Annotated in this window: 13 protein-coding genes; 7 read left to right on the plus strand and 6 right to left on the minus strand. The window is 69.6% G+C overall.

Annotated elements, in window-relative coordinates; genetic code table 11:
* Window positions 1–61: 61 nt before the first annotated feature.
* From POL72_RS51915 to POL72_RS31310, 4 genes are all read right to left on the minus strand, one after another.
* Window positions 62–364, minus strand: coding sequence for a hypothetical protein (locus tag POL72_RS51915; RefSeq protein ID WP_373372254.1), 303 nt, complete (start codon window positions 362–364; stop codon window positions 62–64).
* Window positions 365–489: 125 nt separating this feature from the next.
* Complete coding sequence (locus tag POL72_RS31300) at window positions 490–1,866, minus strand: DUF1552 domain-containing protein (protein ID WP_272099969.1); 1,377 nt, start codon at window positions 1,864–1,866, stop codon at window positions 490–492.
* Between the two features lies 1 nt (window position 1,867).
* On the minus strand, window positions 1,868–3,382 hold the full coding sequence (locus tag POL72_RS31305) for a DUF1592 domain-containing protein (RefSeq protein WP_272099971.1): 1,515 nt from the start codon (window positions 3,380–3,382) through the stop codon (window positions 1,868–1,870).
* Window positions 3,383–4,023: 641 nt separating this feature from the next.
* The gene (locus tag POL72_RS31310) at window positions 4,024–5,052 is read right to left on the minus strand and encodes an MBL fold metallo-hydrolase (RefSeq protein ID WP_272099973.1); all 1,029 of its coding nucleotides are present in this window, start codon (window positions 5,050–5,052) and stop codon (window positions 4,024–4,026) included.
* A gap of 115 nt (window positions 5,053–5,167) precedes the next feature.
* Between POL72_RS31310 and POL72_RS31315 the strand changes: the two genes are divergently transcribed.
* The 4 genes from POL72_RS31315 to POL72_RS31330 all read left to right on the plus strand — a co-directional run bounded on the left by POL72_RS31315 (window position 5,168) and on the right by POL72_RS31330 (window position 10,077).
* Window positions 5,168–6,091: a LysR family transcriptional regulator gene (locus POL72_RS31315; RefSeq protein WP_272099975.1), complete on the plus strand. Its 924-nt coding sequence runs from the start codon at window positions 5,168–5,170 to the stop codon at window positions 6,089–6,091.
* 275 nt (window positions 6,092–6,366) lie between these two features.
* Complete coding sequence (locus POL72_RS31320) at window positions 6,367–7,338, plus strand: hypothetical protein (RefSeq protein ID WP_272099977.1); 972 nt, start codon at window positions 6,367–6,369, stop codon at window positions 7,336–7,338.
* A gap of 329 nt (window positions 7,339–7,667) precedes the next feature.
* Window positions 7,668–8,705, plus strand: a complete 1,038-nt coding sequence (locus POL72_RS31325; RefSeq protein ID WP_272099979.1) for a hypothetical protein — start codon at window positions 7,668–7,670, stop codon at window positions 8,703–8,705.
* A 37-nt stretch (window positions 8,706–8,742) separates the two neighbouring features.
* Window positions 8,743–10,077 carry a hypothetical protein gene (locus POL72_RS31330; RefSeq protein ID WP_272099981.1) on the plus strand — a complete coding sequence of 445 codons (1,335 nt, stop codon included), beginning with the start codon at window positions 8,743–8,745 and terminating at the stop codon, window positions 10,075–10,077.
* A gap of 98 nt (window positions 10,078–10,175) precedes the next feature.
* On the opposite strand, the gene POL72_RS31335 is transcribed toward POL72_RS31330, so the two are convergent.
* Together POL72_RS31335 and pucL are read right to left on the minus strand one after the other, a co-directional pair.
* Window positions 10,176–11,408: a PAS domain-containing protein gene (locus tag POL72_RS31335; RefSeq protein ID WP_272099982.1), complete on the minus strand. Its 1,233-nt coding sequence runs from the start codon at window positions 11,406–11,408 to the stop codon at window positions 10,176–10,178.
* 38 nt (window positions 11,409–11,446) lie between these two features.
* Window positions 11,447–12,292, minus strand: a complete 846-nt coding sequence (pucL, locus tag POL72_RS31340; protein WP_272099984.1) for a factor-independent urate hydroxylase — start codon at window positions 12,290–12,292, stop codon at window positions 11,447–11,449.
* A 211-nt stretch (window positions 12,293–12,503) separates the two neighbouring features.
* Here pucL and POL72_RS31345 point away from each other — a divergent pair, with 211 nt between their 5' ends.
* The 3 genes from POL72_RS31345 (at window position 12,504) to POL72_RS31355 (ending at window position 16,656) form a co-directional block, all read left to right on the plus strand.
* A complete protein-coding gene (locus tag POL72_RS31345) occupies window positions 12,504–14,012 on the plus strand; it encodes a cobalamin-dependent protein (protein ID WP_272099986.1) in 1,509 nt (502 codons plus the stop codon).
* A gap of 215 nt (window positions 14,013–14,227) precedes the next feature.
* A complete protein-coding gene (locus tag POL72_RS31350; RefSeq protein ID WP_272099988.1) occupies window positions 14,228–15,469 on the plus strand; it encodes a sensor histidine kinase in 1,242 nt (413 codons plus the stop codon).
* Complete coding sequence (locus POL72_RS31355; RefSeq protein WP_272099989.1) at window positions 15,466–16,656, plus strand: hybrid sensor histidine kinase/response regulator; 1,191 nt, start codon at window positions 15,466–15,468, stop codon at window positions 16,654–16,656. Before POL72_RS31350 ends, POL72_RS31355 begins: the two co-directional genes overlap by 4 nt.
* Window positions 16,657–16,670 lie beyond the last annotated feature (14 nt).

Genomic DNA, 16,670 nt, shown 5'->3' on the forward strand with positions numbered 1-16,670 from the left:
GTCTTGCAATCACGCAAGACAACGCCCAGGAACGCAACCCATCGCGGCAAAAATGCAAGACCTAGACGCAGGCCGCGCGTTCTGTGCGACCCGGGGCTCCCTGGGGCACAGGCGTTAACCAAGCTTCGCGCCGCCTTCTCCTACATCCGAACGTTTGCGCGGTCGTGGTCGTGGTCGTGGTCGTGGTCGTGGTCGTGGTCGTGGTCGTGGTCGTGGTCGTGGTCGTGGTCGTGGTCGTGGTCGTGGTCGTGGTCGTGGTCGTGGTCGTGGTCGTGGTCGTGGTCGTCAACGGTAGGCCGTGAACGACCACGACCACGACCACGACCACGTAAACGTTCACGTAAACGTTTACGTAAACGTTCACGTTGGTGACCGGTGGTGGGGCGGAAGGCGGCGGGCTTCGTGCCCTGAGCGTGACCGAACGAGCCTCGTTAACGCCTGTGGGCTCCCAGGGCCTTGAAGGAGCCCGAGTGTGCCTCGGCGAGCTGGCTACGTCAGGCTGGGAAGCGCGCCGGTGCTGTAGTTCGGGTCGCCGAAGGTCTTGTCGTCGGTCCCCATCGCGTTCGCTATCGTGAGGAGCAGATCGTTGTGCTGGCGGGCAGAGCCGCCGTTCGCCAGATAGTCAACGAAGCGGCCCGTGCGGAAGACCCCGCCCCCGCTGCCGGCGAGCAGGAACGGTATGTTCGTGAGCGCGTGCTGCATCGACTCGCCGATCTCGGTGACCCACAGGACGACGGTGTTGTCGAGGAGCGTGCGATCCCCTTCCGCGTACGAGTCGAGCTTCCCGAGCAGGTAGGCAAGCTGCTCCGCGAACCACGTGTGGATCTTCTCGTACTTCGCGTTCGTCGGCCACTGGTGGGAGATGGCGTGGTGATTCTCGGTGAGACCGAGGAACGGGTAGAGGTGCTCGCTCTCGGCGTACGACCACTGGATCGTGGCGATCCGGGTGAGATCGCACGCGAGCGCCGCGGCCATCATATCCATCTGGAGCTTGCCGATGACGGGCATGTTGTCGTCCTTCGAGAGGTCGATGCGGTCGCCCAGCGCCGGGGCCTGGCAGCTGCCCGTGGTCGGGGTGCCGCCGCCGTTCGAAGAGCCGCCACCGGCCAGGCGCGCCTCGATGTCCTGGATCGACTGCATGTGCGCGTCGAGCTTGAGGCGATCTTCCTTGCCGATGCGAGGCCGCACGTCCGCGATGTCCTCGCGGAGGATATCGAACACGGTCCGCCGCTGCGCGCGGAGCCGATCCAGCGCGGTGGAGCCGCCCGGGTCCTGGCCCTGGCCAGGCACCGAGGCCCCGAAGAGCTGCTGGAACGTGTCGTAGGGGTCCTCGCGGGGGGGGACGGGCTGGTCCGGCCCGGCGTAGGAGAGCCGACCGCGCACCTCCGCGTCACGGACCTGGACGCCGAGCTCCAGGGACTTGAACAGCGTCGGGGGATTCAGCTTCTTCGCCAGGTGCTGATCGAGCGAGATCCCCGACGACCAGCCGGCGTTGGTGGACATGAAGCTCTTGAAGTTGCCCTTGAGCAGCGCCCGCCCCGTCAGCAGGCCCCCGATGCCCCGAGCGTGCTCGGAGCCGATGTTGGAGTTCACCACGACGTTCATGTTGATCCCGCGCAGCGGCATAATCTTCGCCTTGAACGGCGAGAGCGGCTGGAGCAGCGGGCTCAGCGTGTAGTTGGTCTCGGTGCCCGTGGGCATCCATTTCGACTCGCTGGTGCCGTTCGGCGTATAGAACACCACGAAGCGCTTGGGCGCGGTGGTCTCTTGCCCGCGGGCCAGCTCGGAGTTCAGCAGCGGGATCGTCGCGGTCGCCGCCAGCGCGCCCTGGAGCATCCGCCGTCGAGAGATCATTCGCTGTCTCATGTCACTCCTCCTCTGCGATCGCGCTGCGGTACATGAACGCGTCGGTCTGCGTCGTCGCCACGATGAGCTCCACGAGGTCGCCCTCCGACCCGTGGAACCCTGCGCGCAGCCCGTCGAGCGAGCACTCGTCGTCGATGTTCTCGAAGCGCCCGGCCGTGTAGCGGAACCATTGCGTCGCGAGGCACTCGCGGACCTGCGCGCTCCCGGCGAGCTTCTCCGCCAGCTGGCGGACGCCGACGAACGGGCCGTCCATGTCGTCGGACAGGACCATCTGCCCGGAGACGTCGATGACCTGCCCGCCCTCCTCGGTGCGGTACGCGCCCACGGCGTCGAAGTTCTCGAACGCGAAGCCGATCGGATCCATCAGCTGATGGCAGCCGGCGCACCTGTCATTGGAGGCGTGCTGGTTGAACCGTTCACGCGCGGTGACGCCCTCCTCGCCCGTGGGCGGCGTGAGGTCGACATCGTCAGGAGGAGGCGGCGGGTCCTGGCACATGAACTTCGCGCGGATGGCCTTGCCGCGCAGCACCGGAGACGTCTGATCGGGGTGCGCGTGGACGGCCAGGAACGCGGGCTGCGTGAGCACCCCTGCGCGCTGGTCCGGCGGGAGATCCACGAGCTGGGGTGTGGTCGAGCCGGGCGGGACCGTCACGCCGTACAGCTCGGCGACGGGCTCGGTGGCAAAGCCGACGGGCAGCGTGAGCAGGCTCGAGAGCTTGTGGTCCCCGGACCACAGCACGTGCTCGATGAACGCGGGAGTCTCCGCGCTCATCCCCGCGACGAGCTCGTCGTTGTACCCGGGGAACTTGCTCTCCTCCTTGACGATGGTCCCGAGCTTCCCGAGGTTGAGCCATTGCTTGTAGAACTCCGTGATGGCCCGGCGCGCCCGCGGGTGCTCCAGCATCTGGCGGGTTCGCTCGGCGAGCTGCTCGCGGGTATCGAGCAGGCCCGCCTCCGCGGCGTCGAGCAGCTCGTCGTCGGGGCCCGACGCCCAGATGAGGTACGAAAGGCGCGACGCCATCTCGTACGGGTCGAGGCGCACCCGCGACGAGGAGGCATCGGAATCGTGACGCAGCTCCAGGCGGAACAAGAATTTCGGCGATTGCAGCGCGGCCCGGATGACGACCTCGATGCCCTCACGGAACGACCCGTCCGTGCGCCCCGCGGCGTAGGCGCGCATCAGCCGCTCGACGTCCGACGTCTCGAGCGGTCGACGGTACGCGCGACGGCCGAAGTCCTGGACGAATTGCCGCGCGCACGCCTCCTCCTGGGCGACCTGCCCCTCGACCGCGGCCGGATCACACGGCACCAGCTTCGACAGATCGCCCGCGACGGCCTCGGCAGCGAGCGCCTCGGCAGCCAGGAGGTACTTCTCCGCGTGCAGCGCGGACACGGTCAGCACCGTCGCGTTGTTGTTGAAGCCTCCGGCGATCTCATCCGGGGGGAATTGATCGGAAGGGGTGAGGGACGTTCCGAGGAGATCTCGGACCGTGTTGTTGTATTCGAATCGCGTCAAACGCCGCTGGGGTGCGAGGATCCGCTCGGCGCCGCACACCGGGGGATCTCCTCCTTGTCCGGACGTCGAACCGTCCCCTCCGGGGCCGGACCCGGAGCTGGAGCTGGAGTCCGCCGCTCCGATCTGCCCAATACCGCACCCGGCCGCGGCCGTCAGCGCGAGCGTCGCTATGAGCGCATGACCGGCTCGCCAGCGACGATATCCTAAGTCAGCCATACCGTGACCTCCTACCGTCGGTCACAACCTACGGTGAAGCCTCGCCAGACGTCAAGCGTTGCTCCCACCAATCCACAGCGCGAGACGCCAGCGTTCAGCCAGCGTTCAATCGCCGGACAGCGGTCAACAACGGACCATCCGCCGGCGAAGTCTGATACTGACCGAAGACTCCACTCCCGCCATATTATCGATCTCGATTGACAGCCACTTGACGCGGCACGCGCCGCGTCAGACCAGCAGGACCGGGCGCACTCCGGCCTTGGAAGCGAGGCGAGAGCGCGAATCCGTCGCGTCTCTCCACGCCACCCACGCCGCGCACACGAACAGTTATTGGAAGAATTCCCGCTCCGGCGCGGATTGATCACGAGCTGCCGAAAACTCTCCAATTGACCAGCGACTCCACGCCCGCCGCGGGCGTCGTCGCGTCACGGGGTGGTGGAGATCTCGCAGATCACCTGGGGCGCTTCGTGCCCGTAGACGACACGCAGGCTCGGGTGGGCGCGGACGAGCTCGCGCAGGCGATCCAGGCTCTGCTGTCCCGCGGCTTCGTCGCTCGCCGAGGGCCCGCGCGGGCCGATGCCGCGCTCGAATGCCCAGGCGTAATGCGACGCATCGCCGACGAGCAGCACCGGGCCGGACTCGGCGTTGACCACGAACGAGAGGTGACCGCGCGAGTGGCCGGGCGTCGGGAGCGCCCAGAGCGCGCCGTCGCCCCACACGTCGATGGCCATGTCGAACGGCGGCATGGGGGCGCCGCGCGCGAACGAGAGCTCCGAGAGCGTCGCGCCTTCGGCGAAGTGCCCGTAGCCCAGGTGCCCCGCGAGATCGTCGGCCTCGCCCTCGCCGGTCACGATCTCCACGTCGCGCGGGAGCTCGCCGAGGCCGGCCGTGTGATCGCCGTGAACGTGCGTCAGGTAGACCTGACGCGGGCGCGAGCCGAGGCGCGCGAGCTGAGCGCCGAGCGAGCGCCCTGCAGGGAGCGTGAACCGCGTGCCCATCGCCCGGTGCAGCCAGCTCACCGGCGCGCGGACGTCGCCGAACGGATCCCGCTCGAACGGGGCGGAGAGGCCGGCGTCTATCAGCACGTCGCCGCGCGTGGGATGGCGGACGAGGTGCGCGTAGATCGGCAGCGGCTCGTGCTCTCGGGCCCGATCGAACTCGACGTGGTCGCTGCGGAGCAACATCGAACGCGCTCCGCTGACCTCGCCCGTCTCGAGGGTGCACAGGCGCACCCGCTGGCCGCGCGCGAACACGTCCTCCCACGCGGAGGCGCGCTGCGGGGGCACGGCGAGCTCCACGCGTGGGAGCTTCGACGGGCTGCCAAGGCCGGCCCAGATCACGAGCGCCGCCCCGATCGCGACGACGGCGCCGAGCCCGGCGCCGATCCGGCGAAGCCACGGGCGGAGGGACGTGGAGGGCCGGCGAGGCACGGTCGGCGGCTCGGGCGGCGTCATCGAAGGAGCTTCATCGAGCGGAACATCACGCATGCCTCGGTTGTACGGCGCGCGGCCGCACGCGGGTCATGCTCCGGCGTGATGCCTGATATGTCGCGCAGGATATGATCCGGCGATGCGGATCGAGGACGTCGATTTCAACGGGCTGCGCGCGCTCCATCACCTGCTCGAGACGCGGAGCGTGACCCAGGCGGCGCGGCGCCTCGGCACGACGCAGCCGAACATGAGCCGCTCGCTCGCGCGGCTCCGAGAGGTCTTCGGCGATCCCTTGTTCGTGTCCACCGGCCGCGCCCTCGAGCCGACGCCCATGGCGCTCGCGCTCCAGCCCGACGTGGAGCGCGCCCTGTCGGCGCTGCGCGTGGTCTTCGATCCCATGGTCCGCCAGAAGCGCGAGGACGAGCCGTTTCCGCTGCGCGTGGCGACGTCCGATTACGGCACCCTGGTCGTGCTGAGGCCGTGGCTCGCGCAGCAGGCCAAGGCGCCGCCGATGACGACGCTGCGCATCGTCCAGCCCTCGCTGGAGACGATCGGCGCTCTCGAGCGCGGGGAGGTCGACCTGGCGCTCGTCCCGAGGGTGGACATCGACGGGCTGGAGCAGTTCGTGTTCCGCCCCATCGTCGACGACGAGCACGTGATCGTGACGCGGCGCGGGCACCCGCTCGCGCGGGGGCGCGCGACGTTCGAGCGATACCTCGCGTGCGGGCACGTCGTCGTGGGCAACTCGCTGCCGGGGCTCTCGCCGGTGCAGCGGGCGATCGCGCGGCTCGAACGATCGCGGGACGTGCGGGCGCGCGTGCCGTCGCTGCTGCTCGCGCTCTCGCTGGCAGCGGAGACCGATCTCGTCGCTACCCTGCCCGCGCGCATCGTCCGCGCCTCGGGGCTCCCGCTCACGACCCGACAGCTCCCTTTCGAGGTCGAGCCGTTCACGCTTCACGTCGTGTTCCACCCGCGCTGGACGACTGACCCGCGCCATCGCACCATCCGGGAGAGCCTGATCTCCAGCTCCGCCGCGAGGGGCCGCTCCAGGGCGTCCGCATGAGCCCGCAACGTTCGTGTGGCTCGCTCCGCTGGCACGATTCGACCGGAGCAGGCGATAGCGCCACTCACGCGCTCCCCGGCCGCCGTGCAGGTCCGACTCCGATGCTGCTATGCTGGTGCATGGGTCAGCGTGTGGTCGCGGTGTTCGGCTGGCTTCTCGCGCTCCTGGTCGTTCCGTCCGGTTGCAATCTTTCGTCGGCACAGGCTCCTGCCGCGCTGCCCGCGCGCGCGACTCCGATCCATCGTGCGGCGCCGGCCCCTCGCGATCCGTCGGCCGTGATTGACCCGGACGATGATGCCGGTATCGCCGCGGCGCTCGCGGGCGGCGGGCTCGACGGATGGATGCACGGCGCGGCGCCCGAGGCCGGACTCTTCGTATTCACCTACCGGCTCCCGAACGACTTCTTTCGTTACGCTGACTTTCCGATGATCCCGGGGTCGGCCGCGGTCGCGCGGGAGCTCGCCGGGCTCCAGCGGCACGACCGGCTGCGTGTCTTCGGCAGCCTCGAGAAGAAGGGCGCTCAGCGCCATGTCCGCGCGCGCCGCATCGAGGTGATCGCGCGGTTTTCCTCCGGCGTGGACGCCCCGTCCTATGCGCACGACACGACCATCGACGCCGCGCTCCTCGGGGCGCGCGAGCTCGTGGGCCGTGTGCACGGCGTCGACGCCGACGGCCAGGTCCTCGTGGTCGAGCTCGCGGACAAGGTGGTGCCGGTCTTCGTGACCCGCCCGGAGCACGTCCGAGACCTGTGGCGCAATGACAAGATCCGGCTGCATTACGTGATCGCCGGGCACCCCGATCGCCCGATCCACCTGCGGCTCGATCCGGACGTCGACAAGCCCATCGAGGTGCTGGAGCGCATGCAAGCGGTCCATGGCCAGCCGATCGAGCTGGAGGGCGACCTCGTGCTTTTCCCGAGGAGCCCACAGATCAAATTCGATATATGGGCGCTGCGCGTCGTTGACAGGGATCGGGTGGAGCGCGAGTATACGCTGGTCAATTTCGGCGATCCCGAGCTCTTCAAGGCGATCCGGGACAAGCTCGCGCGGGGCTGGGCGGCGCACCCCGGCGCGCCGGTGGACGTGCGCAACAAGTTCATCAAACCAGGCCTGCGCGTGCGCGCGAGGGGCGTGCTCAACGTGATCTCACCGGCGCAGGCCAACCCGCAGATCTTGCTGTCGGCGGAAGGCGCGGTCGAGGTGCTCGGAGCTCCAGGAGGCGGCTCGCCCCCTCCTGTCAATCGATGATCGCTCGCGGGGCGAGCTGCTGAGGCGCTCCCCGGTCTCGCCAGTCCGTCCTGTGCGTCAGCTAGACCCGAGCACGGGACGCGATCGAGCGCGGTGGAAGGAAGAAGGCAATCCCGCCTTCATTTTCCGCTTGCCCCCCGTTTCTCCAGACCACACTCTCTTCCGTGAAGGGGCGCCCGCGTGCGCCTCTTTCGGAGTGTGATCCTTCCCCATTTCGAGCGAGCGCTCCCTCCAGCTCGGGCCGCTCGCGACGTTCGTCCGTCGCGCTCCGAGCGCGCGCGTCAATGCCTCGTGTCCCGCCGGCCATGCTCTCGATCGGAGGTGTGCCCGTGAAGTCAGCGTTCGTCCTGCCGCTCGTCGTCGTATCGTCGTGCCTCGCCTCCGCCGCTGCCGCCGCCGAGCAGGCGTGCGGGTACTCCAGCGCCGGCTGGAACGCGCCGAACGGCGCGGCCGTGTTCAGCGCAGGCTCCGGGCCGATCGGAGACGTCCTTAACGCCGTCGGCGAGTTCCGTACGCACTCCATGCTGTCGCATGGTCCCGGCCGGTGGGTGACGCATGCCACCATGAAGCAGCCGCGTGAAAACTCCTGGCCCGAGGTGTGCAGCACGCCCATCGTGACGAACGATCTGCTCGATGGGTATCCCGGGCTCGCGCAGGTCAACCAGGGCGGGATCTACCGCTTCCTCTACGGGAGCGGCGGGAGCGGCCCGGTCGCGCTGACCTATCAGGTCGGCGATCCCAAGCGGGCCGCGTCGATCGGCGAAACCATCTGGTGGGAGGTGCCCTACTACGCCGAGCGCTCGATCATCGACGAAGGGGTCGAGATCCCTCGGCTGAGCGTTCGCGGCGACCGGGTGCACTACTCGTTCTTCCAGTACCGCAGCACCGAGGGCACGCCCACCGGCGGGCCGGCGTGGAACAACGGTATGGTTTGCTCTTCATTTTTGGCCTACGCGCACTACCTCGACGGCCAGGGCGCCATCCCCCCGTACACGTACAGCCACGCCAAGCTCGCCAGCGCGGCCAACGCCCTTCACGACGGGGTGATGGACAGCTGCGAGAACAGCCTGGGGTTCTGGGGCTCGCTCGGCACCTCGCTCGCCTGCTTCACGGACGTCTGCGACAAGGCCGCCAATCAGGTCGCGAACTGCATGGCCTCGCACGCATGCGACACCGGCAGCAGCAGCGTGTGGAGAGGGGTCCGAGACGATCCGAAGACCGTCGCCGTGTCCATCAGCCCCGACCGCATCGGCGGCTGGAGCGGGCACCCCTGGGGGACGCAGGCCGGCGCGACCGTCTGGTCCGCCGATACGAACCACAACGTCCAGTGGAACTCCGGAGGCAACGTCTACGGGTGCTGGTACTGACGGACGTTCGAGCACGATGACGTGAGGAGCTCCGGCCATGACGACCAGGATCGGCGAGCATCGGTCAAAGGCGCAATGGATCGGTGGGGTGGTGCTCGCCGCCGCGCTCTGCTGGGTCCTGGTCTGGTCGGTCCACCCTTCCAGGGCGCCCGAGCCCGCGCCGGCAGCGCCGAAGGCGAGCGCGCAGGAGGCCCCGCCGAGCGCCAGACGCGCGGCGAGCGCCGCCGCCGCGAGCACGAGGGCGCCCGCGGAGGACCCGGCGCCCATCATCGACGAGATCGAGGTCGAGAAGCCGGAGGTGTGCGCCGGCGAGGAGAACCTCATCACCGTGCGATCCCATACCACGAACGGGACAGATGAGTACCTCCACAGCGTCATTGGCACGCGCACCGGATCGCGGGTGCCGCTGCGAGTATGGCCCGAGATGGACGGATCGTACGAGATGCCCACCATCTCCGTGTTCGGACGGAACAACGTTGTGACTCGGATCGAGGTCCCGAGATACAAGGTCAACGCCTGCAAGCCAGAGCGGATCGTCGTCATCACCCACAGGCTCCTGCCTAGCACCCCCGGTGAATTCGAGCTCACGGCGCAGATCGTCGGCGTCGGCCTCAAGGACAAGCCCGACGCGACGCCGTTCAAGCCCGCGAGTTATGCCTGGGTGTTCGACGACGGCGGCTCGGGGAAGACGAAGGCGCCGTTCGTGACCCACAGCTACGAGCGCCGTCCGCAAACCGCGCTCGTCTCCGAGTTTCTCATCCGGGTGGAGGTCCAGAGCGAAGCGGGCGAGAAGCTCACCGGCCGTGCCCTGCTCCAGATCCCGAACACGATGTTTCAGGACCTCGCCGAGCGGGGGATCGTGACCATCGCGGCGACGCCGACGCCCCGCTTTCCCCGGCAGGACGGCGACGGCGTGGTCCGGCAGACCTTCCGCCTCTGGCATCACGGCGACGCGCCGGTCCGGATCGATACGGTCACGGCGGTGCGGCACTACGCGGGGGCGTCGAGCGCCTCACCGCTCGAGAAGGCCTCGCTCAGCCTGGTCGAGATCCCCCCCGGGCAAGGGGTCGATGTGGACGTGAGCCTCGACACGGTGCGTGAACCGGATGTCTTCACCATCACGTACATCCTCGATGGGGAGACGGCGGAGGGGCACGCGGCGCGCGGGACATTCTCGCTGATGAAGCCGCCGCCCGCGCCGACCAAGGAGTCGAGCACACCGGTCACGGAGCCCGTCCTCCTCGCCAAGATCAAGCGGGCGCGAGAGCTCCTGGCGCAGGAGTTCGTCACGGACGAGGACATCTGGCGGCTGGAGCGAGAGGGGAAGATGGCAGATCTCGACGGCTCTCCGCCGCCGGCGCCAGCGCCATAGCCCGCTCCGAGCACGCCGCCATGGCCGCGTCGACTCCTCTGCTTCGGGGCTCGTGGCCGGTCGGGCGCCGAGCGCGATCGCGACCCCGAAGCCCCCGATCAGCGTGCCTCGGCCCGCCTCGAGCCGTTGGCCGCGGCGGCGTCGGCGCCGTTTATCCGCTGGATGCAGAGCTTGAGGCCGGCGCGGAGGTTGCCCATCGTGATGATCCCCGAGAGATCGAGCCCCAGCGCGATCATCGTCTGCGCCACGTTCGAGCGGATACCCGTGATCACGCCCTCGGCGCCGAGGAGCCGTATCGCGCGGACCATCTCGATGAGGTAGCTCGCCGTCTTCGTGTCGACGGCGTCGACCCCGGTCAGATCGAGTATCGCGAAGCGCGCCCCCTTGCTCGAGATCGCGTCGAGGAGGCTATCCATCACCTCGGAGGTCCTCAAGCTGTCGACGACACCGACCATCGGGAGCGTCAGCACGCGATCCCAGACCTCGATGATGGGGGTCGACAGCGCGCGAATCACCTGCTGCTGGGCCTGGATCATGTCGAGCCTCGCCTGGAGCTCGACCTCCTTGCGCTTCATCTCCGTGATGTCGAACGTCACGGAGACCGCGCCGTCCGGCGCGCCGCGCTCGTCGAAGACGGGGAGCAGCCAGGACCGCCAGGTGACGCCGTGGGTCTCGACCTGATTCTCCACGATCTCTCCCGCCAGCGCGCGCCGCATCCCGTCCGCGGCCTCGGGGCTGGACCCGTAGAGGTCGAAGACGTTCTTGCCGATGAGCGCCCCAGGCTTCACGCCCGAGTTCTCGAGCCCCTTGCCGTCATGATGGGTGAAGACCCCGTCGCGATCATACTTGCACGCGGCGATCGGGACGTGATCGAGGATGGAGCGCAGGATGATGGAGTCGTCCCGCGACGCTTCCGCCAGACGGCCGCGGTCGGTCACGTCCTGCCCGATGAAGAGCCTGCGCATCACCTGGCCTTCGGCGCCGCGCATCGGCTCGTGCACCCACGCGCACGCGACGACGCGCCCGTCCTTCCGCCGGTGCTCGGCGGAGAGCGGCGCGCCGCCCCGCCCGTCGCAGACGCGTCGCCAGAGGTCGACGTCGGCGCCGCCCAGCGCTGTGTCCGCGAGGCGGCGGCCAATCACCTCTTCCGCGGTATAACCCAGCAGCCGCTCCGCCCCGGCGCTCCACGCGGCGATCTCGAGATCATCGGCGTCGCCCGTGCACTCGACGGCGATGAACGGCCCGTTGAGGACCGCGTTCATGTAGCTCGTCGCGACCTCAAGCTCGTCCGGGCCCGCCACCTGGTCCATGCGCAGCACTGTACCGGGCACGTCATCGGCATGTCGAGAAAAACGGCCACGCCCGACGGTCAGGTCCCTCGCTTCATCGTGGCCTCGATGAGCCCGTGCGGCTCGTCGACCGGGACGAATATCTCGTTGTCGTTGGCGAGCCCAAAGGGCGTGAGATCGACGAGCAGGCAGTGCTTGTTGGGGAGCGAGAGGCTCACCTCGTCGATGGCAGGACAGGCGGCGAGCACCGCCTCCCCCAGGTCATGAATGGTGTGCTGCACCGAGAGGCTATGTCGCTCCGCGAAGGTCTCGATCAGGGCGCGGCGGGCGCGCTCCCACGTCGCCGTGGGCGCCGGGTCGCGGCCGGCCGTGCGCCAGCGGGCCACCATGAGCGTCGAGAGGATGCGGTCCCCGGTCTCCTTGAGCGTCGTGTACTCGTCGCGCGGGAAGCCCGAGAACGCCGAGCCGGCGGTCTTGAGGACGAGGAGATCCGCGATGCCGGACGTGATCTCGACCCCGCCAGGAGCCGCGGAGATCTCCGCGGTCCGCCGCTCCCCTGCCGCGCGGAGGAACGCGTGAGGGTGCGGCGCGCCGCCCGCCTCGACGCGAGACCACACACTCTCTGCGATGACGACCGTCGCCCGCCGGGTGTGCGGCTTGCCGAGGAAGTGTTCGGCGAGCAGGGCGCCAAAGTCCTCGATCGGCTCGACCGGGTGGCCCTTGGCGAGCGCGTACACGGTGTTCTTCATCGTGTCCGTGGGCAGCACCTTGCTGTTGTCACCCTTCGTGTAAGCGTCGTCGAACTCGCCCTCCAGCTGGATATCGACCTGGACGTCGGTGAGCTCGTGCCGCGCGCCCGCGCGGCGGACCTTCACGAGCCGCACCCTCGATTTGCCGTAAGCGTTCCGCACCAACGAGATTGACATCGTTCTTCAGCTCCCGCGCCGGGCGACGACGCTCCCTTGCGACGCGGGAGAGACGGTAGCTTGAAGCACGACGCCAGCTCAAGCCTGGCGGGCCCTTCGGCCCGCGGCGCGCGACGACGCACCGGCGGCGGCCGCCCGCCAGTGCATCGTCGGGCGAGCCCGTGCGATATCGCGCGTGCGGCGACGACGGCGCGTCACCACATACGCGGGCATGGTGACCACAGAGCGTGACAGGGCGGCCGATGAGCTCGTCGCTCGCCGTGAATCGTTGAGGGACGCCGCGCTCGCCCGCCTCGAGGCCGCGTCCGTCGCGCCGCGCGCCTTCGGAGCGCGCGGCGAGCGCGAGGCGCTCTCGCGCTGCCACGTGGACCTCGCGGCGCACATCGACGCCCTCGCGGCGGCGCTCCGCGCTGCGGGCGCCCAGCAGCTCTGCGAGTACTGCGCGTTCACCGCGGTGTTCCTCGAAGCGATCGGGGTGCCCCGGCGCGCGCTCAGCGCCGCGCTCGACGCCCTGAGCGAGAGCATCGGCGAGCAGCTCGATCCGGCGCTCGCTTCGGTGGCGCAGGACGCGCTGGCCGCGGGCCGGGAGCGCCTCTGCGCCTCGCCCCTCGTGACGCCGGCCGCGCTGGCGGCCATCCCCGAGCCCCCGTGCGCCGCCGGCGAGGCCGGCTCGGCGGCGGAGGCCATCGAGCGCTCGGCGGCGCGCATCGCGCCGATGAGCGTCGCGCTCAGCTTCGTGCGGCGCCCGGCGGACGCGCTCGCCGCCGACGCGAAGCGCGCCCTCTGCCTCGACGATGCCAGGCGCCACGTCGCGCAGCTCGCCGCGGCGGTCGACCAGGAGTCGCCGGAGCTCTTCAGCGCCTATGCGGAGTGGGCGCAAACGCTGCTGGTGCAGCACGGCCTCGACCCCGCCGAGCTCGCGGCCTACCTCCGCGCGCTCGACGACGTCGTAGCGCTCACGCTGCCGGAGCGCCTCGCCGAGGCGCCGCGGCGGTACCTGGCGGCGGCGCTCGAGCGGCTCACCTCGATGCGCGCCGAGGATCGCAGCTTCGTCCGCTCGGAGGCGCCGCTCGGGGCCGTCGCGTGCAGCTACCTCGACGCGCTGCTCGAGCGCGACAGGAGGCGAGCGGTGCGGGCCATCCGGGAGGCGCTCGACGCGGGCGCGCCGATCAAGGACATCTATGCTCACGTGCTGCAGCCGTGCCAGTACGAGCTGGGCCGGCGCTGGCAGCTCCGTCAGATCAGCATCGCCGGGGAGCACTACTGCACGGCGGTCACGCAGATGATCCTGGGCCAGCTCTATCCGCTCGTCGTCAGCGGCGATCGCGCCGGCCGTCGCCTCGTGGCCACCGCCGTGGACGGCAACCTCCACGAGATCGGCGCGCGCTTCGTCGCCGATTTCTTCGAAATGGCTGGGTGGGACACGTTCTATCTCGGGGCCAGCACGCCGGCCGAGCACGTGATCCAGGAGGTCGTCCAGCGGAAGGCCGACGTCCTCGCGATCTCGGCCGCGCTGAGCGACCAGCTCTCGAGCGTCCGCCAGGTGATCACCGCGGCGCGCGGCGACGATCGCTGCGGGGGCGTCGTCGTCCTGGTCGGCGGCCACCCGTTCCGCGTCGTCGACGACCTCTGGAGGCAGCTCGGGGCCGACGGCTCGGCGCCGAACGCGGAGCGGGCCGTCCGCACGGCGGAGCAGCTCCTCGCGGCGCGGAGCGCATGACCCCGCTCCGCGCGCTCAGGCGCCGGCCCCGCGGGGGTGTGCTTCGCATAGCGAGCGCCGCGCCGGCCTGCCAAAGACAGATCGCCTCCGCCGCGAGCGAGGGAGAGGCTCGGCCTCCGATGATTCCGATGGAACCGCGCAGGACGCAAAGCGCAGGAGAAAACGAGGGAGCGCCGCTCGCGGCTGTGCCGTCAGGACACGAGCTCAGCGGTCCGGTGGCAGAGCTCGCCGCCGCTTTCCTCATGGCCTCGACCGCGCTCGCGCTCGGCGTGTTCACGCCGAACGGCGCGCCGAGGCTCACCAACCACGGCATGCGCCGGCTGCTCGGGGAGGCGGGTCGCGCCGAGGCTCGCCTCATCAGCCCGAGCTTCGCGCAGCTCGCCGCGGCCGAGCGCGGCGCCGACGAGCCGATCTACAGCGGCATGCTGCACTTCGGGGACCTCCGGTCGATCGCGCACAGCCTCCGGGGAGAGGTCTGGCGGCTCGGCCACGACCTGCTGCTCCTCGCCGAGTTCGACGTCATCGAGCTCGAGCGCGTCGTCGCCGACGTGTCCGCGCTCAACTCGCGGATCACGAGCCTCCAGCGGCGGCTCGTCGCCGAGCAGAAGGAGCTCGAGCGGTCGCTCGAGCAGCTGCGCGCCACGCAGTCGATGCTCGTCCACTCGGAGAAGATGAACGCGCTCGGCAAGCTCGCCGCCGGCGTGGCCCACGAGATCAACAACCCGCTCGCCTTCGTCCGGAGCAACGTGCACACCCTGGGAGAGTCGCTCGATCGGCTGTTCGCCGCCTACGAGGCGCTCGAGCGGGCCGCCGTCGACGCGGGCTCGGACGAGGTGAAGGGCCTGGCCGAGGCGCTCCGCGCGGAGGTCGAGCCCGACTTTCTGCGCGAGGATACGGCGGATCTCGTGAAAGGCACGCTGGGCGGCCTCGCACGCGTGCAGAAGATCGTCGAGGACCTCAGGATCTTCACGCGGATCGACCGGGCGGACGAGGAATGCTGCGATCTGAAGGAGTGCCTGGAGAGCACCCTCGCGATCGCGGGCCCGGCGCTGAAGGACGGCGGCGTCCAGGTGACGGTCGAGTGGGCCGAGCTGCCGAAGCAGCGCTGCAAGCCGGCGGAGCTCAGCCAGGTGTTCCTGAACCTCCTCATCAACGCGGCCCAGGCGGTCGAGTGCCGAGGCCGTGGGAACGGTCGCATCGTGATCCGCGTGCGCGACGAAGGGCGCGGGATCGTCCTGGAGTTCGAGGACAACGGCGTCGGGATGACCCCTGACGTCCTCGGCCGGATCTTCGATCCGTTCTTCACGACCAAGCCTGTCGGCCAGGGCACGGGGCTGGGCCTCACCATCTCGCACAAGATCATCGTCGATCAGCACGGCGGCACGATCGCCGTCCGATCGACCCCCGGGGCGGGCAGCACCTTCACGATCACGCTGCCGAAGGAGCTCGACCGATGACGCGCGCCTCCGGCGAGCGGCGCGCGCTGCTCATCGTCGACGACGAGCGCGAGACCTTGAAGGCGCTCCGCCGCGAGCTCCGGCGCGACTACGATGTCCTCATCGCGGAGAGCGCCGAGCAGGGTCACGCGATCTTGCGCGAGCGGACCATCCCTGTCGTCCTCAGCGACCAGCGGATGCCGGGCACGACGGGCACGGAGTTCTACGCGAGGGTCAAGGCCGAGTTCCCGGAGACCGTCCGACTCCTCATGACCGCCTATGCGGACACGAGCGCCGCCATCCAGGCCATCAACGAGGGCGGCGTGTACCGGTTCATCTCCAAGCCATGGGATCCGCCGGCGCTGGCGGGCGTCGTGAGCGACGCGTTCGCCCATCACGAGCGCATCAGCAGCTGCCAGCGGCTCCTATCGAGCCTCAAGACGAGCGCCGACGCCCTCCACCTCGAGAACCAGCAGCTCGCCGAGGCGACCCAGAAGACCCATGAGCTCATGGGCATCGCCGCGCACGATCTGCGCAATCCGCTCGCGGCGATCCAGTGGTTCACGAAGATGCAGCTGGCCGGCGTCGGCGCGGGGCCCGAGGACACGCGGCGCTACGCCCTGAAGATCCAGGACAACGCCGAGTTCGCGCTGCAGCTGATCGAGAACCTGCTCGACATCACGACGCTGGAGCACGGGAGCGGCGCGCTGCGCCTGCAGGAGGCCGACCTGAGAGGCATCGTCCTGGCGGCGGTCTCCCTGAACGAGCACGGCGCCGGCCGGAAGAGGATCACGGTGGACGTCGACGTGCCCGCGGATCTCCCGCTCGTCTGCTGCGACGTAGGGCGGATCGAGCAGGTCCTGAGCAACCTGCTCAGCAACGCGTTCAAGTTCTCTCATCCGGGCACGACGGTGACGGTGCACGCGTGGAGGATCGGCCAGGCGGTCGAGGTGATGATCGAGGATCAGGGCCTGGGCATCCGCACGGACGAGATCAGCGGCCTGTTCAGCAAGTTCCGGAGGACGAGCACCCGATCGACAGGCGGCGAGAAGAGCACGGGGCTCGGCCTGTCAATCTGCAAGAACCTCGTCGAGCGCCACGGCGGCACGATCCGCGTGGAGAGCGAGCTCGGCCGGGGAACGCGGGTGTTCTTCACGCTGCCGATGAAGGCTGGGTGCTCCTGCGAGCCGGAGCGCTCCGCGGCGTAGGCTCGCCGCGCGCG

The sequence above is a fragment of the Sorangium aterium genome (genome assembly GCF_028368935.1).
GTDB lineage: Bacteria > Myxococcota_A > Polyangia > Polyangiales > Polyangiaceae > Sorangium > Sorangium atrum.